The organism is Citrobacter sp. wls710 (genome assembly GCF_005281115.1).
Classification (GTDB): domain Bacteria; phylum Pseudomonadota; class Gammaproteobacteria; order Enterobacterales; family Enterobacteriaceae; genus Citrobacter; species Citrobacter werkmanii.
In genome coordinates this window covers 67,931-88,058 of the sequence record NZ_SZXD01000033.1, presented here as the reverse complement: position 1 = coordinate 88,058, position 20,128 = coordinate 67,931, and the positions used below count along the sequence as shown (strand labels likewise).

Sequence of the window (20,128 nt, the reverse complement as noted above, 5' to 3'; positions counted from 1 at the left end):
ATTAACGTCCCGCCACTTTCCCGCGTTTTTTGTTTGCGGCAGGCGTCTGACGCTGGTGCGCCACTGGCGTGTGTTTGGTCAGCGCCGGACGAGTATGACGGTTCTGGCGACGCGCTTCGCGCATCTCTTCCAGCGTAGGCGCCGGAACCAGACATTCGCGACGCCCGCCGATCAGATGCTTTTTACCCATATCTTCCAGCGCCTGGCGGATTAACGGCCAGTTGGCTGGATCGTGGTAGCGCAACAGGGCTTTATGCAGACGACGCTGCTTATCACCTTTCGGCACCACCACGTCTTCACTCTTATAACCAATTTTACCCAACGGGTTTTTCCCGGTGTAATACATGGTTGTGGAGTTCGCCAACGGCGATGGATAGAAGTTCTGCACCTGATCCAGACGGAAACGACGTTGCTTCAGCCACAGCGCCAGATTCACCATATCTTCGTCACGCGTACCCGGGTGTGCGGAGATAAAATACGGGATCAGGTACTGCTCTTTACCAGCCTGTTTAGAGTAGGTATCGAACAATTCCTTGAAGCGATCGTAGCTGCCCATCCCCGGCTTCATCATCTTCGACAGCGGGCCTTCTTCAGTATGCTCTGGCGCAATCTTCAGATAGCCGCCAACGTGATGGGTCGCCAGCTCTTTGATATAGCGTGGGTCTTCCACCGCGATGTCATAGCGCACACCGGATGCGATAAGGATCTTTTTAATACCTTTGAGATCACGCGCACGGCGATAAAGGTTAATCGTCGGTTCGTGGTTGGTATCCATATGCGGACAAATATCCGGATAGACGCACGACAGACGACGGCAGGTCTGCTCCGCACGCGGTGACTTACAGCGCAGCATATACATGTTCGCCGTTGGGCCACCGAGATCGGAGATCACGCCGGTAAAGCCCGGAACGGTGTCGCGAATGGCTTCGATTTCATTGATGATCGAGTCTTCAGAGCGGCTCTGGATGATGCGGCCTTCGTGCTCGGTGATCGAACAGAACGAACAGCCGCCAAAGCAGCCACGCATAATGTTGATCGAGAAACGGATCATCTCATAGGCCGGAATACGGCTGTCGCCATACGCCGGATGCGGCACGCGCTTGTAAGGCAGCGCAAAGACGCTGTCCATCTCTTCGGTAGAGAGCGGAATGGCTGGCGGGTTGATCCAGATGTAGCGATCGCCATGCTTTTGCATCAGCGCGCGCGCGCAGCCTGGGTTGGTTTCGTGGTGCAGGATACGCGACGCATGCGCATACAGCACTTTGTCGCCCTTCACTTTTTCGAAGGACGGCAGCAGCACGTAGGTTTTTTCCCACGGTTTCGGACGTGGCGGCTGTACGGTTACCGCTTTCGCTTCCTGTTTTTTCGGTGCGACAGGTTTGTTGTCAGCACACGGCAGATCTTCACCGTAAGGATGCGGGATCGGGTCAATTTTTCCCGGCGTGTCGAGACGCGTGGAATCTACTCCACTCCAGCCCGGCAACGCTTCTTTAACCATAATCGCGGTGTTACGCACATCGCGGATCTGATCGATAGTCTCCCCCATCGCCAGACGATGCGCCACTTCCACCAGCGGACGTTCGCCGTTGCCGAACATCAGCATATCGGCTTTAGAATCCACCAAAACGGAGCGGCGAACGGTATCAGACCAGTAGTCGTAATGCGCGGTGCGGCGCAGGCTGGCCTCAATACCGCCAAGAATAACCGGCACATCTTTCCATGCTTCTTTACAACGCTGGGTATAGACCAGCGTGGCGCGGTCCGGACGTTTACCCGCCACGTTGTCCGGCGTGTAGGCATCATCATGGCGCAGTCGGCGATCGGCGGTATAACGGTTGATCATCGAGTCCATGTTGCCAGCGGTCACACCAAAGAACAGGTTCGGTTTACCCAAACGCATAAAATCGTCTTTGTTGTTCCACTCCGGCTGGGCGATAATTCCGACGCGAAAGCCCTGAGCTTCCAGCATACGGCCACAAATCGCCATACCAAAGCTTGGGTGGTCGACGTAGGCATCGCCGGTCACCAGAATGATGTCGCAGCTATCCCAGCCAAGTTGGTCCATTTCGTCACGAGACATCGGCAAAAACGGTGCCGGGCCAAAACAGGCAGCCCAGTACTGCGGCCAGGAGAAAAGGTCTCTGTCCGGTTGGATCAGGGATATTGCGCTCATAATGCTTCCAAAAATGGTAAAAAAATAATCAAAGGCCGGGGATTATACGCTGTATGTCGGCAAGAAATGAAGTGGAGTCTGAACCAGACCAGTAGAAAGTTGTATAAATTGTTAAATTTTACGACAGCCATTTTTATCAATCATAATTAACACCATGCCGGCCAGCTGAGATCACTCTTTTCGGCGGGGGATTTTTCATTGCGACTCAACGATTCACTGCATATTTCCCAGTTACGGGTTGTTGTTCACCTGTGCGGATTTCTGGTTCTTCTCTACAGCTTCTCCATGCTGCCGCCGATGACCATCGCTCTGTTAAATAAAGAGCGGAGCTTTTTCGCATTTTTCAGCACATTTATGACTTTCTTTACCCTTGGCGGCGGGGCGTGGCTGGCAACCAAACATGCGGGAATTCAACTGAGAACCCGGGATGGATTCGTCATTATCGTTTTGTTCTGGCTACTGTTTTCGTTTATTAGCGCAATGCCGATGTGGATGGACGATGGCTTAAATCTCTCCTTTGCCGATGCCCTGTTCGAAGGGGTTTCCGGGATTACCACCACTGGCGCAACGGTGATTGACGACGTCAGCGCCTTGCCGAAATCGTATCTTTACTATCGTGCTCAGCTCAATTTTATTGGCGGCCTGGGCGTTATTGTCCTCGCCGTGGCGGTATTACCGCTGCTGGGTATTGGCGGCATGAAACTGTATCAGTCTGAAATGCCTGGCCCCTTCAAAGAAGAACGCCTCACGCCAAGGCTTGCCGATACCGCACGTACGCTGTGGTTGACCTACGTCATTCTGGGTCTTATTTGTACTCTGGCCTACTGGGCTGCCGGGATGTCGTTTTTCGACGCCTTATGCCACGGGCTGTCGACGGTCTCTCTTGGCGGATTTTCCACTCGCAGCGAGAGCATCGGCTTTTATAACAGCCACACTATAGAACTCGTCGCCGGGCTGTTCTCACTGTTATCCGCGTTTAACTTCACCCTCTGGTACGTTGCTATTGTAAAACGTACCTTCAAGCCCTTTCGTCGTAATGCCGAGCTGCGTTTCTTTCTGCTAATTGCGCTGGTGGTCACGCTGATCGCCACCTGGCAGGTCTGGCGGGCAGGTATGTACGGGCTAACGGACAGCCTGGTGCATGCCTTTTTTCTGGCCAGCTCCATGCTGACGGATAATGGCCTGTCAACGGCGGATTACGCGCAGTGGCCCTCGCACACGATCTTCATGCTGCTTAGCGCCAGCTTCTTCGGCGGTTGTGTGGGATCGACGTGCGGGGGAATTAAAGTGCTGCGCTTTTTGATTATGTTCAAGCAGTGCCGCCAGGAATTACACCAGCTCGCGCATCCTCGCGCCCTGCTGAACATCAAAGTGGGTAACAGCGTGGTAAGCGACAGGGTGGTGCGTTCGGTATGGAGCTTTTTCTTTCTCTACGTTTTGTTCACCAGCTTTTTTATCTGGGCGCTCAATCTGATGGGCTACGATCTCTTCTCATCTTTCGCCACCGTCGCCGCCTGCATCAACAATATGGGGCTGGGATTTGGCGTTACCGCCACGACGTTTGGCACGTTAAATGAGGAGGCAAAGCTGCTGATGTGCGCAGCCATGATCATGGGGCGTCTGGAGATTTACCCCATACTGATCCTGTTTTCGCGCATGTTCTGGCGGGCGTAACGCAAACCCCGGCGCGTTACGGCGCCGGGTTCACCAGGATCTGACCGATCGAGCCACGATCCGCCATTTCCAGCGTCTGGCTGTTAAAGTAGAACGGGAAATGCGCCCAGGAAGGCTGACCGTAATAAACCAGTAACTCGACCTGACCATCTACCCAGACGGTATCTTTCCAACCTCTGTCTTCCGGGAACGGCATTGCGCCGTTCACATTACGGATCAGGAACGAGACGCCCTCAATATGGAAAGACTGCGGCATATCCGCCCGCACCGTCCAGCGCTCCCAGGTACCCTGCTGCGCGGTAATATCCATGCGGTTGACGTCCCACAGCTGACCGTTGATCCCCGGATCGTCATCCAGGCTGATATCACGGCTGCGAATCGGCGAACCGCTGAGGATCTCCGTAGGCAGCAGGCGCATTGGCAGGCTGTCAGTCACCAGCGGCAGAAGGCCAGTTGGTCGCAGAGTCAGCACCAGCGTGGAGATAAGAATACTCGATGGTTCAAAGAATCCGCGGATCCTGTCGACAATGCTGGCCGCCTCGCCACAGGTAATAGAGACCTCATTACCGTTAGTCATATCCACCAGGATCTCACGACGTTCGCCTGGCGCCAGCGAGAGCTGTTTCAATGAAACAGGCGCAGGTAAAAAGCCCTGATCGCTGGAAATCACATGCAGTGCACGGCCATCACTCATTTGCAGTTGGTAACGACGCGAGTTTGACGCGTTCAGCAAACGCAAGCGTACCCAGCCGCGGGAGACTTCGACATACGGGCTTTGCGCCCCGTTGACCAGCAGCGTATCCCCAACAAAACCGCCGCTGCCAGGTTCGCTGTATTCCGGCGTACCAAAGTTGTCCAGACGCTTGTCCTGGATAATGATCGGAAAATCATCTACGCCGTAATGGTTGGGAATAGACAGGGATTTACTGACCTCATCTTCAACCAGCCACATCCCGGCAAGACCATTATAGACCTGCTGGGCAGTACGATTTGGCGTATTGGCGTGATACCACAGCGTGGCGGCATTCTGGCGGATCGGCAGCACTGGCGCCCAATCCGCATTAGGTGACATCATGCGCGCCGGGCCCCCCATCAGCGGACCAGGTACCTGTAATCCGGCGACGGTCATCGAGACATTTTCTGTCAGACGGTTGCTGTAGATAAGCTTGACGTCATCCCCTTTCCAGACACGAATTGTCGGTCCCAGGTAGCGCCCGTTAATTCCCCAAACAGGCGCGCGCGTGCCTTGTGTAAAAGACCAATGCGCGCGTTGCAGCGTCATAAATAACGGCTGCCCCCGACGAGACTCCAGCAGTGGAGGCACAGGTAACGGTTGTTGCTGACCGGCAGCATTAGCCTTCAGCGGAACAGCACCTGCACACAGTGCGATCCCCGATGCCTGAATGAACTGACGCCGACTGAATGACATATAAACTCCATGAAAAACTGGCGATTAACACGCAGGAAATCTTTTCCTGTAAAAAAACCGAATTGCGCGGATTAAACCTTACCGGCGGCTTCCCGCTCTGCAACTTCTTTATCGAGCTCTGCGATTTTTTGTTCCATCAGCGTGCGGCAATGCGCTGCCAGTTCACGAACCTGATCTTTACCAAAATGGCTAATATCCACCGGCGGCAACATCTCTACAATCGCCAAACCGTTATTGAGCCGGTTGAGTTTTATTTTGTTTGAAGTTGTTGAAACGCACACCGGAATAACCGGGACGCCCGCCGCAATCGCCGCATGAAACGCGCCGGTTTTAAACGGCAGCAGACCGCGACCACGGCTGCGCGTCCCTTCCGGGAACATCCAGATAGAAATACGACGTTTTTTGAAATGGTTCACCACGGCTGCGATGGTGCTGTGCGCTTTAGCACGGTTGTTTCTGTCGATCAACAGGTTACCGGTTAACCAGTACAGCTGCCCGAAGAACGGGATCCACAGCAGGCTTTTTTTACCCACCGTTACCGTCGGCGGCTGAACGATATTCGAAGCAGTAACCATGTCATAGTTGTTCTGGTGGTTACAAATATAGATAGCATTACCATAATTCTGCGCGTCTGCCGGCATGCGGCACTCGACCTTCAGGCCATACAGGGGAGCCAGGCGGCCAAACATATGACCGAACGTTGCGACGTGTTTTGGATTCCGTGGGCTGAACAGACAGTATATACAACCGAAAATACAGACCAGAATGCAGTAAATAACAGTAATGATTAAACGAAAAATATATAACATAACAACCTCTAAGGCCTAAGAGCCTGGCATTTTACGTCACCGGATACATAACTCTGCATCAGGTTAGGGCTTTGTTAAGGCGGCTCTCTGGAAAAGCGTATTGTTAATCGCAACGCACGAATAAACAACGGTTTTACGGGAAATTTTAACGTTGGCTCTCCCTGAGCGAAAGCAGGGAGAGCCGGGCAGTCACGTTATTCTTCGCTGTCGCCCTGACTGGCGCGTCGAGGCGAGTCAATTTCAATGCGATCGATACGCTGTAGACCACGCATCAGCGTGCCGCGACGACCACGTTCGCCGGTCACTTTCTGCAACTCTTCAGGACGCAGTTTAATTTTGCGCTTACCGACGTGGATAGTCAGCGTGCTCTGTGGCGGCAGCACATAGAGCAGCGCCAGGCCATCTTCGCCTTTCGCCGCTTCTGCTGAAGGGATATTGATAATCTTGTTCCCTTTGCCTTTCGACAGTTGCGGCAAATCGCTCACCGGGAACATCAACATGCGACCTGCCTGGGTAATGGCCAGCAGCATATCAGTTTCATCTTCAATCACCACAGGAGGCATGACATGCGCATTTTCTGGCAGTGTAATCAATGCTTTACCAGCACGGTTACGCGCCACCAGGTCATTGAAGGTACAGACAAAACCGTAGCCCGCATCGGATGCCATCAGCAGTTTCTGATCGTCACCTTCCATCAGCATATGCTCAACCGTCGCGCCCGGCGGCAGCGTGAGCTTACCGGTTAATGGTTCGCCCTGGCCACGTGCCGACGGCAGCGTAATCGGGTCGATGGCGTAGCTGCGTCCGGTCGAGTCAACGAACACCACCGGCTGGTTGCTCTTACCCTTCACTGCCGACTTAAAGCTGTCGCCCGCTTTATAGCTTAATCCTGGCGCATCAATGTCGTGGCCTTTGGCGCTACGCACCCAACCACTCTGGGACAATACAATAGTCACCGGCTCAGACGGCAGCATGTCGTGCTCGCTCATCGCCTTCGCTTCTTCGCGTTCCTGCAGCGGGGAGCGGCGATCGTCGCCATAAGCATCGGCATCGGCCTGCAGCTCTTTCTTCAGCAGGTTACTCATTTTACGCTCGGAAGCGAGAATGGCCTGCAGTTGATCGCGCTCTTTCGCCAGCTCATCCTGCTCACCGCGGATTTTCATCTCTTCGAGTTTGGCAAGGTGGCGCAATTTCAGCTCAAGGATAGCTTCAGCCTGCGTTTCGGAAATGCCAAACCGCGACATCAGCTCAGGCTTAGGTTCATCTTCATGACGAATAATCTCGATCACTTCGTCAATGTTGAGGAACGCCACCAGCAAACCTTCAAGGATATGCAGGCGCTTAAGCACTTTTTCCAGACGATAGTTCAGGCGACGACGCACGGTATCACGGCGGAACGCCAGCCATTCGGTGAGGATCTCCAGCAGGTTTTTCACCGCCGGGCGACCGTCGAGGCCGATCATGTTCAGGTTGATACGGTAGCTTTTTTCCAGATCTGTGGTGGCAAACAGGTGGTTCATTACCTGTTCCATATCCACGCGATTGGAGCGCGGGACAATCACCAGACGGGTCGGGTTTTCGTGATCCGATTCGTCACGCAGGTCGTCAACCATCGGCAGCTTTTTATTGCGCATTTGAGCAGCGATCTGCTCCAGCACTTTTGCCCCGGAAACCTGATGCGGCAACGCGGAAATCACTACCGCACCGTCTTCTTTGGTCCATACCGCGCGCATACGCACGGAGCCGCGTCCGTTTTCGTAAATCTTACGAATTTCCGCACGCGAAGTAATAATCTCGGCTTCGGTCGGATAATCCGGCCCTTGCACAATATCCAGCAGTTGATCGAGCGTTGTTTTCGGCTGCTCAATCAGCGTAATCGCCGCTTTGGCGACCTCTCGCAGGTTATGCGGTGGAATATCCGTCGCCATACCAACGGCAATACCGGTCGTACCATTCAGCAGAATATTTGGCAGACGCGCAGGCAGCATCTTTGGCTCCTGCATGGTGCCGTCGAAGTTTGGCACCCAGTCCGACGTTCCCTGACCTAGCTCACCCAGCAGGACTTCCGCATATTTAGACAGACGGGATTCGGTATAACGCATCGCCGCGAAGGATTTGGGATCGTCCGGCGCCCCCCAGTTCCCCTGCCCGTCAACCAGCGGATAACGGTAAGAGAACGGCTGCGCCATCAGTACCATCGCTTCATAACAAGCGCTGTCGCCATGTGGGTGGTATTTACCCAGCACGTCACCGACGGTACGGGCGGATTTTTTAAATTTGGCGCTGGCATTCAGCCCCAGTTCGGACATCGCATACACAATGCGACGCTGAACGGGTTTCAAACCATCGCCAATAAATGGCAACGCCCTGTCCATGATGACGTACATGGAGTAGTTCAGATAGGCGTTTTCCGTGAATTCATGCAGCGCCAGGCGCTCTGCCATATCGCTCATTAATCGTGGTTCCTCAACTTTGTACCCCTCTATTGAAGGGCAATATTGCCGCAGATACTACCCTATCGCGAATGCGGCCCTGATGGGGATTATTTAGCAACTTTGCTAATCTGTTTCACGTCGATTTCAACGGAGTTCCAGTCTTTATCCACTTCGCCCTGGATCTCAACCACATCCTGCGGCGTTACGGTTACGCCGTTCCAGCGCTTATGGTCAATATCCACATTCACCGTGCCGGTCGCATCTTTAAACACATACAGATCGTCGGAAATACGCTCAACGATGTTCCCACGCAGGGTAACCCACGCGTCATCACGCAGCGATTTAGCACTTGCTACCGTCGTGATGCTGCCGTTCGGGCCGACAAACCCACCGCTTTGGCTTTGTGTGGTCGTCGTTGGCCCAGAGAATCCGCCCTGCTGCGCTGCCAGAACAGGTGCGGAACACAGTGCCATTACGGCAACCATTGCAGCTAATTTTTTCATCGTCATGTCTCCCTTTCATGTTGGTTTACGACTATTAAATAAGGTAATCCTTAACAACTTCTTAAGGAAAAAAAAGATTCTTTTTTGCTGTACAGATGCGGCGGCGACAAGGTTTACTGACGGTAAAGAGAGTTTTCGCAGGGAAGAATATATGCGCATTTTACTGGTTGAAGATGATACGTTGATTGGCGATGGCCTTAAAACCGGTCTGAGTAAAATGGGTTTTAGCATCGACTGGTTTACCGAAGGACGTCAGGGGAAAGAAGCACTCTACAGTGCCCCGTATGATGCGGTAATCCTCGACCTGACGCTGCCAGGCATAGACGGACGAGACATCCTGCGCGAGTGGCGAGCCAACGGGAAGCAGGAACCGGTGCTGATTCTGACCGCCCGCGACGCGCTGGCGGAACGCGTTGAAGGCTTACGTCTGGGTGCGGACGACTATCTGTGTAAGCCCTTCGCGTTGATCGAAGTTGCCGCCAGGCTGGAGGCGCTGGTGCGTCGTGCCAGCGGCCAGGCCAGCAACACATTGCGCCATGGCGAGGTGACGCTCGATCCCGGCGCGCTGGTCGCCACGGCGGCGGGCGAACCTTTGTCTCTTAAGCCCAAAGAGTTCGCGCTGTTGGAGCTGCTTATGCGCAACAAGGGCCGCGTCCTGCCCCGTAAACTGATTGAAGAAAAACTGTATACCTGGGACGAAAACGTCTCCAGCAATGCGGTTGAAGTACACGTCCATCACTTACGGCGTAAGCTCGGCAGCGACTTTATCCGTACCGTGCATGGCATTGGCTACACCTTGGGTGACGCATGAAATTCGCACAACGCCTCAGCCTGCGCGTCAGGCTAACGCTTATCTTCATGATTTTGGTTTTAGTGACCTGGATGATTTCCAGCTTTGTCGCCTGGAAGCAAACCACCGATAACGTGAATGAGATGTTCGACACGCAGCAAATGCTGTTCGCCAAGCGTCTTGTCACGCTGGATCTTGATGAACTCAAAGCCTCTGAACGTATCGCGCATACCCCGAAAAAATTCAAACATGGTCATATTGACGACGATGTACTGACCTTTGCGGCCTACACGCCAGAAGGGAAAATGGTTCTTCACGATGGCGACAATGGCCAGTACATTCCCTATAGCTATCGCCGGGAAGGTTTTGACGATGGCTATCTGAATGGCGACAACGATAAATGGCGTTTTGTCTGGCTGACTTCCGCAGATAAAAAGTATCGAATCGTTGTCGGCCAGGAATGGGAATATCGTGAAGATATGGCTTTAGCGATTGTGACAGCACAATTGGTGCCGTGGTTGGTCGCTCTGCCGCTGATGCTGTTAATCCTGATTGTGTTGTTAAGTCTTGAACTTAAGCCACTGAAAAAACTGGCGCAGGCGCTACGTTTACGCGACCCGGAATCAGAAGAACCGCTCAGTTTGAAAGGCATTCCTGGCGAGGTTCGCCCGCTGGTTGAATCACTCAACCAACTTTTCACTCGTATTCATACCACCATGGTACGTGAACGGCGCTTTACTTCAGATGCCGCTCACGAGCTGCGTAGTCCGTTGACGGCGCTGAAAGTGCAAACCGAAGTGGCGCAACTGTCTGACGATGACCCGCAGGCAAGGCAAAAAGCCTTAATGCAGATGCAGGCCGGGATCGATCGCGCCACGCGTCTGGTTGATCAGTTACTGACGCTTTCGCGCCTTGACTCCCTCGACAATCTTCAGGATGTGGCGGAAATCTCGCTGGAGGAGTTGCTGCAATCTTCGGTGATGGATATCTACCATTCGGCCCAGCAGGCGCATATTGACGTACGTTTGCAGATTAACGCGCATGGCATCACATGTACCGGGCAACCGCTGTTACTCAGCCTGATGGTGCGAAATCTGCTGGATAATGCGATTCGCTATAGTCCCCAGGGAAGCATTGTGGAAGTGACGCTCAACGCCCGCAATTTTAGCGTCAAAGATAATGGTCCAGGTATTGCGCCGGAAGTTCTGATGCACATTGGAGAACGCTTTTATCGCCCACCAGGGCAAAGCGTGACCGGCAGCGGTCTGGGGTTGTCAATTGTCCGTCGCATCGCGTCCTTACACAGAATGTCGGCCTCGTTTGGAAATGCTCCGGAAGGAGGGTTTGAAGCTAAGATCAGTTGGTAGGCCTAAATCACTGGCAATATAAATAACGCCCCCAAAAAAGCCACCAGCCAACGAAAAGGCAGGTGGCTACCGCGAGACAATATAACCAGAACTCAAACATTCTTCGGTCATAGAGTTTTCTGACTAGGATAATAATAAGCGGCGTGAGCAGAAAAAATGCTGCAACGGCAGCCTGCAAACCGCGATTATCGTTTGAGACGACAGGTATACTACAAATTGAGTCATTCGGCTCAAGCATCCAACTATATTTATTGAAGGCAAAAAATGTATCGGTTAACCAATACGCAAGGACTATATATAGAGACACTTCAAGTATAGATACTACTTTTCCTTTTAACATATACAATTACTCTCTAAGTAATGCTCTGATATGTTCTCTTATTTCCAGCAATCTCATACCATAGGATATATAGTTATAGTCTTCCGTACCTCGTTTGGGTACATTACTTATTAATTGGGTGAAATCTTCTAAACATCTTTGAACTCCCCGATTATACCTCACACCCGCCATTATGTATTGCTCATCGGTCATATAAAGTGTTGCTACATCAGGATAATCATAGAGAATGAGATCTCTCAAATAATTTGCTGTTACGCGCAAGTTAAAGTCATCCTCCATGAGACAAGTTGCTAACTCCAACTGATCCCTGGTAGTAAGCTCCGAAGGATCCAGGCCAAGTGTAACAGCCGCAACGCGTATTTGTGCAGCTACAGAACCAAATAATGTTTTATCTGCAGGTTTGCTCCCCCACCCAATCATCCTTTTAACCTCAAACACCTGAAATTTAAAATTTTCAGGCATTCCTCCTGATTCAATCCATGCTACTGCGCCAAGCAGGTCGGAGCGTATCCCCGCAGCGTTAGCATGTTTAATGATTTTATCTCTGTTGTATTGCACATATGCATCTTTATAGGCATTCAAATAAAATGCTCCTGAAAATCCACGGGCATCATTTTTGCCTAACTTCCAAAACAAAACATCAATTTCATCCCATTTCCGGAATTTTGTCTGTGGGATGGTACAGAAACGGTTCCTCAGCATAAAATCGCTTTTCATCGTTAGAAAATCCTTTCTTCCCAGAAGCTATATGACTCAGTGCCGGCTATAAGATGTTTCCACGTTATATTTTTATAGCTCAGCATAATGACTTCCTCTGGCTGATTACCTGCATGTGTTAACACATGAGGATAGCAGGATGAAATGTTAGACAAATAAGCATCCTGTAACTCAATAGAGTAAAACCGTTCAATACCACCACCAGAAATTGTTCTATAAAAGTCAAATAAAACCGATAATTTTTCATTTTCAGAAATCGCGGCATTTAACAAAGGTGATGACTTATCTATTGGCTTATAAAATTTCACAGGATGATGTAAAACATTATGCTCTCGACTCATGGAATGGTCGAATTGCAGGACAAAAATTTCATCAACGTGGTTTAGTTGATATTTATTACCAATAGAAGCAGATGTTCCACAATCAGCAGAAATCATGCCCTGTTTTTCACCGATAACTGTCGCATATATAATATTGGCCATTATAAAACCCTTTATATTGGTGTTTTGAATAACTCAGCTACAGACAGTTTATTCCTTCACTGTGATAAAAAATCACTCCATTTATCTGTTACAGAAAATTCAGAATTCATTTACACACTTTACGTAATTTCTCCACGACACCCAACTATTGCTATAAATGCAAAAGACTTTGCACATTTTGCTAATTTCACCGTACCGCTCATCAGCGTAGAATCGGCCTCAAACGTTATTCTTTGAGGACACAAAATGAGCAACATCCTGATTATCAACGGTGCGAAAAAATTCGGCCATTCTAATGGGCAATTGAATGACACCCTGACCGAGGTCGCGGACGGTATCCTGCGCGACCTCGGGCATGATGTTAGAGTCGTACGCGCTGACAGCGATTATGACGTTCAAACAGAAGTGCAGAACTTCGTCTGGGCCGATGCGGTTATCTGGCAAATGCCTGGCTGGTGGATGGGCGCACCGTGGACCGTGAAAAAATACATCGATGACGTGTTTACCGCAGGTCACGGTACGCTGTATGCCAGCGATGGCCGTACACGTTCAGATGCCTCTAAAAAATACGGTTCCGGCGGGCTGATTCAGGGCAAAAAATACATGTTGTCTCTGACCTGGAACGCGCCGATGGAAGCCTTCACGGAAAAAGATCAGTTCTTCCATGGCGTTGGCGTTGATGGCGTTTATCTCCCGTTCCATAAAGCAAACCAGTTCCTGGGAATGGAAGCGCTGCCGACCTTTATCACCAATGACGTGATTAAAATGCCGGACGTCCCGCGTTATATCGCAGAATATCGCAAGCATCTGAACGAAATTTTTGGTTAACTGGTAACCTGGAATTAGAAGGAGTTAACCATGCTTACCGTTATTGCAGAAATCCGTACACGTCCAGGTCAACATCATCGCCAGGCGGTACTGGATCAGTTCGCTAAAATCGTTCCGATCGTACTGAAAGAAGAAGGCTGCCACGGCTACGCGCCGATGGTCGATCATGCTGCTGGCGTCAGTTTTCAGACGACAGCCCCGGATTCAATCGTCATGATTGAACAGTGGGAAAGCATCGCCCATCTTGAAGCGCATTTGCAGACCCCGCATATGAAAGCCTACAGCGAAGCCGTCAAAGGCGATGTGCTGGAGATGAATATTCGTATTCTGGAGCCGGGCATTTAAGTTTGTCGATTTGCCGGATAAGGCGTTTTACGCCGCCATCCGGCATTTAAGGATCGATTACCCTTCGAGATCCGCCAGGTCGCCTTTCTCCTGCAACCAGTTACGACGATCTTCAGAACGCTTCTTGGCCAGCAGCATATCCATTACCGCGTTGGTGCGCTGATCGTCTTCATCATCAATGATGAGCTGCACCAGGCGGCGCGTGTTCGGATCCAGCGTGGTTTCGCGCAGCTGCATCGGGTTCATTTCGCCCAGACCTTTAAAGCGCTGCACGTTCGGCTTGCCTTTCTTGCGTTTTAGCTGCTCCAGTACGCCCGCTTTTTCTTCTTCCGTCAGTGCGTAATAGACCTCTTTACCGAGGTCGATACGGTATAACGGCGGCAGCGCCACATAGACGTGACCGTGTTTCACCAGCGTGCGGAAGTGTTTTACAAACAATGCGCACAGCAGCGTGGCAATGTGCAAACCATCGGAGTCCGCATCCGCCAGAATACAGATCTTGCCGTATCGCAGCTGGCTCAGATCGTCGCTGTCCGGATCGATACCGATCGCCACCGAAATATCGTGAACTTCCTGCGAGGCCAGCACTTCATCGGAAGAGACTTCCCAGGTATTGAGGATCTTACCTTTGAGCGGCATGATCGCCTGGTACTCACGATCGCGCGCCTGTTTGGCCGATCCGCCCGCAGAGTCACCTTCGACAAGGAACAGTTCGGTGCGATTGAGATCCTGTGCGGTACAGTCCGCCAGCTTCCCTGGCAGCGCCGGACCGCTGGTCAGCTTTTTACGCACCACTTTTTTCGCCGCGCGCAGGCGACGCTGGGCGCTGGAAATCGCCATCTCAGCCAGCAGTTCGGCTGACTGCACGTTTTGGTTCAGCCACAGGCTGAAAGCATCTTTCACCACGCCAGAGACAAAAGCCGCGCACTGACGCGAGGAGAGACGCTCTTTGGTTTGCCCGGCAAACTGCGGATCCTGCATTTTTACCGACAGCACGTAGGCGCAGCGATCCCAGATATCTTCCGCCGACAGCTTCACGCCACGCGGCAGGATATTGCGGTATTCGCAGAACTCGCGCATCGCATCCAGCAGGCCCTGACGCAGACCGTTAACATGCGTACCGCCCTGCATGGTTGGGATCAGGTTTACATAGCTTTCGGTCAACAGCTCGCCGCCTTCCGGCAGCCAGAGCAACGCCCAGTCAACGGTCTCTGTCTCACCGCTAAAATTACCGATAAACGGTTTTTCTGGCAGCGTCGGCAGGCCATTCACCGCTTCGCTCAGATAATCATTCAGACCATCCTGGTAGCACCAGCGCTGTTCGCTATTGTTGACCTCATCTTTAAAAGTGATCTCAACACCCGGACACAATACCGCTTTAGCTTTCAGTACGTGCGTTAAGCGCGAAACGGAAAAACGCGGGCTGTCGAAGAAGGTTTCATCCGGCCAGAAGTGCACGCTGGTTCCGGTATTGCGTTTACCGCAGGTCCCGACAACCTGTAAATCCTGCACCTTATCGCCGTTCTCAAACGCGATGTTGTACACCTGTCCGTCGCGACGCACGTTCACTTCCACACGCTTAGACAGAGCATTGACCACGGAGATACCCACCCCATGCAGACCACCAGAGAACTGATAGTTCTTATTGGAGAACTTACCACCCGCATGTAAACGGCAGAGGATCAACTCAACCGCCGGAACACCTTCTTCAGGGTGAATGTCTACTGGCATGCCGCGGCCATCATCAATAACTTCCAGAGATTGGTCAGCATGTAAGATCACGTCCACACGTTTTGCGTGGCCCGCCAGTGCTTCATCCACACTGTTATCAATCACTTCCTGCCCAAGGTGGTTCGGACGGGTTGTATCGGTGTACATCCCCGGGCGACGGCGTACCGGCTCAAGCCCAGTGAGTACCTCAATGGCATCAGCGTTATAAGTTTGCGTCATGGTTTAAATAAGCAATTCGAATTGATCGTCAGAAACTGTGCAGTCCAAGAAAATCGACAATCTGGTTGAAATAATCTTCGAAGCCCGTGAATGCGTGGTTTCCGCCCTCAGTAACTGTCTGGCGGCAGGAGGCGTAATACGCCACCGCCTGGCGGTAGTCCAACACTTCATCGCCCGTTTGTTGGAGCAGCCAGATTAAATCCGGCGCTTCCAGCGGGTCAATCTGCATGACTTTAAGATCGTAAATATGGCGTGACTCTAGCACATATTGCTGCCCCGTGTAGGGGTTCTCGTTTTGACCGAGATAGTCGACCAGCAGTTCATAAGGCCGGACCGCCGGATTCACCACCACCGCTGGCAGCATAAAACATTGTGACAGCCAGGTGGCGTAATAGCCGCCCAACGAGGAACCGACAATCCCCAGCGACTCGCCGCCATGCTCAAGAACGATCGATTCCAGCATCTCTGCGGCCTGAGCAGGATACGGCGGCAGCTGCGGTACGATCATCTCAACGTGCGGATGGTGCTCCGCCAGCCAGCTTTTCAGCAAACATGCCTTCGCCGAACGAGGAGAACTGTTAAATCCGTGGAGGTAGAGAAGTGTAGACATCAGTAGCCTTCTGAAGCGGTATCAGGGTGGAACCGATTACCCTGCAGACGACACACCTGAGTCTGCAACGTACCGTCAGCAAATAGCTCCAGCGTACGCCAGCCGGGGCTGATGGTATCTAACGTGAAATTAGAACAATGCGGCTTAAACTGCACGCAGGTCGACGGCGTCGCCAACAGGCGGCGACCGTTCCAGTCCAGATCCAGTTCCTGATGAATATGCCCGCAGAGCAGATACTTCGCGCGCGGGTAGTTCACCAGCACGTTGTCCAGCTCGGCGGCATTGCGCAGACTGTGCTGATCGAGCCAGCTGCAGCCCGCAGGCATAGGATGATGATGCAGAAGCAGCAAGGTATTGCGTTCAGGCGCATCGGCAAGTTTACGCTCCAGCCATTCGAGCTGAAATTCGCTTAACTCGCCGTGGGGAACGCCAAATACCTGACTGTCCAGCAACAAGATTTGCCACTGTTCGCCAATGAAGACGCGCTTAGCCGGGGAAATGCCAGCTTCCTGCAGCGAGCTGTACATTGCAGGCTGAAAATCATGATTACCCGGGAGCCAAACGCAGGGCGCACGAAAACTTGCGATGCCCTCAGCAAAATGCTGATAAGCCGCAGCGGATTGATCCTGCGCCAAATCGCCAGTCGCGACGATCAGATCGTACTCTGGCGACTCAGCATGTATTGCATCCAGTACGGATTGATAGCTGTCCCAGGTGTTCACACCCAGCAGCGTTTCATGCTTTTCGGCAAACAGGTGAGTGTCTGTAATTTGTAAGATCCTGACTCTGGCCTCACCAGCCAAAGGAAGGGTTAACAGGCTTTCCAAATGGTGTCCTTAGGTTTCACGACGCTAATAAACCGGAATCGCCATCGCTCCATGTGCTAAACAGTACCGTAACCAGTCGGCCAGAAACTGGTTAATTTGATGCTTTTCGTCGCGTTGATGCAACTTTTTATTTGGATAATCATACCGCGCTTTGAAGCGAAAGATCTGCTGACTTGAACACACTTCAGCGACCCTCGCATCATGATACAGACGCACGGTTAACGACGGCAGGCTCCAGTAAGTCACAGCCGGTGCCGTTTGTTCGATCGCGACAAGCGTAGTGTATCGGGTCGATTCAACGATCGTTAACCGATATTGTGCGTTTGCTACCTGATAGCTCACTGTTTCACCGGCTGCGTCATTACGCGGCAACAGGCGGCGCAATTGCGAATAATTGGTTTCGCACAGGCGCATCATTTCAGGGAAGTCAGGTGTGTAACGCTTCATTTTTTCCACTCAGTTTTTAACTCTTGATGGTGCAGCTGTAACCATTGCAAGGCGATGACAGAAGCCGCGTTGTCGATTATCCCCTCTTCTACCCATTGATAAGCCTGTTCCCGGCTCACCACATGAACACGAATATCTTCGTTTTCATCAGCCAGACCATGAATTCCGCTCGCGGTCGTGGCGTCCACTTCACCCACCATAATCGATGAGCGTTCGCTGGTGCCTCCCGGGCTTGCCAGATAACTTAGCACCGGTTTTACGCGTTTAACGTTAAGCCCAGCTTCTTCCATGGCTTCACGGCGCGCGACATCTTCCACACTCTCGCCTTCTTCGATCATCCCGGCCACCATTTCCAGTAGCCATGGGCTGGCGCTGGTATCAAACGCCGCGATGCGGATCTGCTCGACCAGCACAACTTCGTCCCGCTCAGGGTCAAAGGGTAGCAAGACTGCCGCGTGTCCGCGCTCAAAAATTTCGCGCTTTACCTCACCGCTCATCCCGCCGTTAAACAGGCGATGGCGGAATCGATAAAGATCCAGTGAAAAAAATCCGCGGTATAGCGTTTCTCGTGCAATAATTTCTACATCATTTTTAGTGAAAGTCATTGGCAAGTTGTCTGGTTTACGCATTGTGCTGTCCTGAAACCAATAGTGTTTAAAATGTGAATTTCAAGGTCGTTTGACTGATGTTTCAACGCCCTTGTGTTAAATTGATGCAAATTAACGCCGTATGGCACGTAACGCCAACTTTTTGCAGTGGCGGATTCTGCTAGAATCAGCAAATATTTTTACAATTTGATCAGCGCTAAATACTGCTTCACAACAAGGAATGCAAATGAAGAAATTGCTCCCCATCCTTATCGGCCTGAGCCTGTCGGGGTTCAGTACTCTGAGCCAGGCAGAAAACCTGATGCAGGTTTATCAGCAAGCACGCCTGAGCAACCCGGAATTGCGTAAATCCGCCGCCGATCGCGATGCTGCATTCGAAAAAATTAACGAAGCGCGTAGCCCATTACTGCCGCAACTGGGATTAGGTGCCGATTACACCTACAGCAATGGCTACCGTGATGCAAATGGCGTCAACTCCAACGCCACCAGCGCATCTCTGCAGTTAACTCAGTCCATTTTTGATATGTCAAAATGGCGTGCCCTGACGCTGCAAGAAAAATCAGCGGGCATCCAGGACGTGACCTATCAGACCGATCAGCAAACGCTGATCCTGAATACCGCCACCGCCTATTTTAACGTACTGAACGCGATTGACGTGCTGTCTTACACCCAGGCACAGAAAGATGCGGTTTACCGTCAGTTAGATCAGACCACTCAGCGTTTTAACGTTGGCCTGGTTGCCATCACTGACGTGCAGAACGCCCGTTCACAATACGATACCGTGCTGGCAAACGAAGTTACCGCGCGCAACAATCTGGATAACGCGGTGGAACAGCTGCGCCAGGTGACCGGTAACTACTACCCGGAACTGGCTTCGCTGAACGTTGACGGCTTCAAAACCAACAAACCGCAGGCGGTGAACGCACTGCTAAAAGAAGCAGAAAACCGCAACCTGACCTTATTGCAGGCGCGTTTAAGCCAGGATCTGGCGCGTGAACAGATTCGCCTGGCGCAGGACGGTCATTTACCAACTCTGGACCTGACCGCATCTACTGGCGTATCTGACACCTCTTACAACGGTTCCAAAACTAACAATAACGCCCAGTATGACGACAGCAACATGGGCCAGAACAAAATCGGTCTGACCTTCTCGCTGCCTATCTACCAGGGTGGAATGGTTAACTCGCAGGTGAAACAAGCGCAGTACAACTTTGTTGGCGCGAGTGAGCAACTGGAAAGCGCACACCGCAGCGTAGTGCAGACCGTTCGTTCTTCGTTTAACAACATTAATGCGTCCATCAGTAGCATCAACGCGTACAAACAAGCGGTTGTTTCTGCGCAAAGTTCTTTGGATGCGATGGAAGCCGGTTATTCCGTTGGTACACGTACCATCGTGGATGTATTGGATGCCACTACCACGCTGTATAATGCCAAGCAACAGCTGGCTAATGCGCGTTATACCTATCTTATCAATCAGTTAAACGTCAAATCCGCGCTCGGTACGCTGAACGAGCAGGATCTGGTGGCCCTGAACAATACGCTGGGTAAACCGGTATCCACTACCCCGGATACGATCGCCCCGCAAAACGCGCAGCAAGACGCCGCAGCGGATGGTTATACGTCCAACAGCACGACGCCGGCGGCGCAGCCGACAGCAGCACGCACAACCAGCAGCAACGGCACCAACCCGTTCCGTAATTGATGCTGATGACGGGGCTTCGGCCCCGTCTGAACGTAAGACAACGTAAAGATCCGCCCCTTCCTACGCATTCTCGCCTCTTCCCGCTTCAATTT

Annotated in this window: 19 protein-coding genes; 6 read left to right on the top strand and 13 right to left on the bottom strand. The window is 52.0% G+C overall.

Translation table 11 applies throughout. The annotated features are described in order from the left end of the window. Position 1 precedes the first annotated feature (1 nt). Entirely contained in the window at positions 2 to 2,173 is a 2,172-nt protein-coding gene (locus tag FDX14_RS15050) for a YgiQ family radical SAM protein (protein ID WP_003024532.1), read from the bottom strand. A gap of 198 nt (positions 2,174 to 2,371) precedes the next feature. On the opposite strand from FDX14_RS15050, the gene FDX14_RS15045 reads away from it, so the two are divergent. Then, complete coding sequence (locus FDX14_RS15045) at positions 2,372 to 3,847, top strand: TrkH family potassium uptake protein (protein WP_137349763.1); 1,476 nt, start codon at positions 2,372 to 2,374, stop codon at positions 3,845 to 3,847. Between the two features lie 16 nt (positions 3,848 to 3,863). On the opposite strand, the gene ftsP is transcribed toward FDX14_RS15045, so the two are convergent. The 4 genes from ftsP to FDX14_RS15025 all read right to left on the bottom strand — a co-directional run bounded on the left by ftsP (position 3,864) and on the right by FDX14_RS15025 (position 9,023). Continuing rightward, positions 3,864 to 5,276, bottom strand: coding sequence for a cell division protein FtsP (ftsP, locus tag FDX14_RS15040; protein WP_038633892.1), 1,413 nt, complete (start codon positions 5,274 to 5,276; stop codon positions 3,864 to 3,866). Between the two features lie 71 nt (positions 5,277 to 5,347). Next, complete coding sequence (gene plsC / locus FDX14_RS15035; RefSeq protein WP_032940773.1) at positions 5,348 to 6,085, bottom strand: 1-acylglycerol-3-phosphate O-acyltransferase; 738 nt, start codon at positions 6,083 to 6,085, stop codon at positions 5,348 to 5,350. Positions 6,086 to 6,279: 194 nt separating this feature from the next. Then, complete coding sequence (gene parC, locus FDX14_RS15030) at positions 6,280 to 8,538, bottom strand: DNA topoisomerase IV subunit A (protein WP_061382452.1); 2,259 nt, start codon at positions 8,536 to 8,538, stop codon at positions 6,280 to 6,282. Between the two features lie 89 nt (positions 8,539 to 8,627). Next, positions 8,628 to 9,023: a YgiW/YdeI family stress tolerance OB fold protein gene (locus FDX14_RS15025; RefSeq protein ID WP_038633899.1), complete on the bottom strand. Its 396-nt coding sequence runs from the start codon at positions 9,021 to 9,023 to the stop codon at positions 8,628 to 8,630. 151 nt (positions 9,024 to 9,174) lie between these two features. Here FDX14_RS15025 and qseB point away from each other — a divergent pair, with 151 nt between their 5' ends. Both qseB and qseC read left to right on the top strand, forming a co-directional pair. Then, the gene (gene qseB / locus FDX14_RS15020) at positions 9,175 to 9,834 is read left to right on the top strand and encodes a quorum sensing response regulator transcription factor QseB (protein WP_032940770.1); all 660 of its coding nucleotides are present in this window, start codon (positions 9,175 to 9,177) and stop codon (positions 9,832 to 9,834) included. Then, positions 9,831 to 11,180, top strand: a complete 1,350-nt coding sequence (qseC, locus tag FDX14_RS15015) for a quorum sensing histidine kinase QseC (RefSeq protein WP_137349762.1) — start codon at positions 9,831 to 9,833, stop codon at positions 11,178 to 11,180. The genes qseB and qseC overlap by 4 nt, the downstream gene beginning before the upstream one ends. 7 nt (positions 11,181 to 11,187) lie before the next feature. Here qseC and FDX14_RS15010 read toward each other — a convergent pair whose 3' ends face one another. From FDX14_RS15010 to FDX14_RS25450, 3 genes are read right to left on the bottom strand one after another with little or no spacing between them, the layout of a single operon-like run. Further along, positions 11,188 to 11,520: a DUF2645 family protein gene (locus tag FDX14_RS15010; protein WP_137349761.1), complete on the bottom strand. Its 333-nt coding sequence runs from the start codon at positions 11,518 to 11,520 to the stop codon at positions 11,188 to 11,190. 6 nt (positions 11,521 to 11,526) lie between these two features. Beyond that, positions 11,527 to 12,237 carry a hypothetical protein gene (locus FDX14_RS25455; RefSeq protein WP_137349760.1) on the bottom strand — a complete coding sequence of 237 codons (711 nt, stop codon included), beginning with the start codon at positions 12,235 to 12,237 and terminating at the stop codon, positions 11,527 to 11,529. 2 nt (positions 12,238 to 12,239) lie between these two features. After that, positions 12,240 to 12,719 (bottom strand): Hcp family type VI secretion system effector, encoded by a 480-nt coding sequence (locus tag FDX14_RS25450; protein WP_042311010.1) that lies wholly within the window; start codon positions 12,717 to 12,719, stop codon positions 12,240 to 12,242. 246 nt (positions 12,720 to 12,965) lie between these two features. Between FDX14_RS25450 and FDX14_RS14995 the strand changes: the two genes are divergently transcribed. Together FDX14_RS14995 and FDX14_RS14990 are read left to right on the top strand one after the other, a co-directional pair. Continuing rightward, a complete protein-coding gene (locus FDX14_RS14995; protein WP_042311012.1) occupies positions 12,966 to 13,547 on the top strand; it encodes an NAD(P)H-dependent oxidoreductase in 582 nt (193 codons plus the stop codon). Positions 13,548 to 13,577: 30 nt separating this feature from the next. Beyond that, positions 13,578 to 13,892, top strand: coding sequence for a putative quinol monooxygenase (locus FDX14_RS14990; RefSeq protein ID WP_137349759.1), 315 nt, complete (start codon positions 13,578 to 13,580; stop codon positions 13,890 to 13,892). A 57-nt stretch (positions 13,893 to 13,949) separates the two neighbouring features. On the opposite strand, the gene parE is transcribed toward FDX14_RS14990, so the two are convergent. The 5 genes from parE to nudF are packed head-to-tail and all read right to left on the bottom strand — an operon-like array spanning position 13,950 to position 18,355. Beyond that, a complete protein-coding gene (parE, locus tag FDX14_RS14985; RefSeq protein ID WP_005123094.1) occupies positions 13,950 to 15,842 on the bottom strand; it encodes a DNA topoisomerase IV subunit B in 1,893 nt (630 codons plus the stop codon). Positions 15,843 to 15,870: 28 nt separating this feature from the next. After that, positions 15,871 to 16,452, bottom strand: coding sequence for an esterase YqiA (gene yqiA, locus FDX14_RS14980; protein ID WP_038633915.1), 582 nt, complete (start codon positions 16,450 to 16,452; stop codon positions 15,871 to 15,873). Next, on the bottom strand, positions 16,452 to 17,279 hold the full coding sequence (cpdA, locus tag FDX14_RS14975; RefSeq protein WP_042311024.1) for a 3',5'-cyclic-AMP phosphodiesterase: 828 nt from the start codon (positions 17,277 to 17,279) through the stop codon (positions 16,452 to 16,454). Before cpdA ends, yqiA begins: the two co-directional genes overlap by 1 nt. A 24-nt stretch (positions 17,280 to 17,303) precedes the next feature. Next, positions 17,304 to 17,726 carry a DUF1249 family protein gene (locus tag FDX14_RS14970; RefSeq protein ID WP_003024582.1) on the bottom strand — a complete coding sequence of 141 codons (423 nt, stop codon included), beginning with the start codon at positions 17,724 to 17,726 and terminating at the stop codon, positions 17,304 to 17,306. After that, positions 17,723 to 18,355 (bottom strand): ADP-ribose diphosphatase, encoded by a 633-nt coding sequence (gene nudF / locus FDX14_RS14965; RefSeq protein ID WP_042311025.1) that lies wholly within the window; start codon positions 18,353 to 18,355, stop codon positions 17,723 to 17,725. The genes FDX14_RS14970 and nudF overlap by 4 nt, the downstream gene beginning before the upstream one ends. Before the next feature lie 205 nt (positions 18,356 to 18,560). Here nudF and tolC point away from each other — a divergent pair, with 205 nt between their 5' ends. Continuing rightward, the gene (gene tolC / locus FDX14_RS14960) at positions 18,561 to 20,036 is read left to right on the top strand and encodes an outer membrane channel protein TolC (protein WP_042311027.1); all 1,476 of its coding nucleotides are present in this window, start codon (positions 18,561 to 18,563) and stop codon (positions 20,034 to 20,036) included. Positions 20,037 to 20,128: the final 92 nt, after the last annotated feature.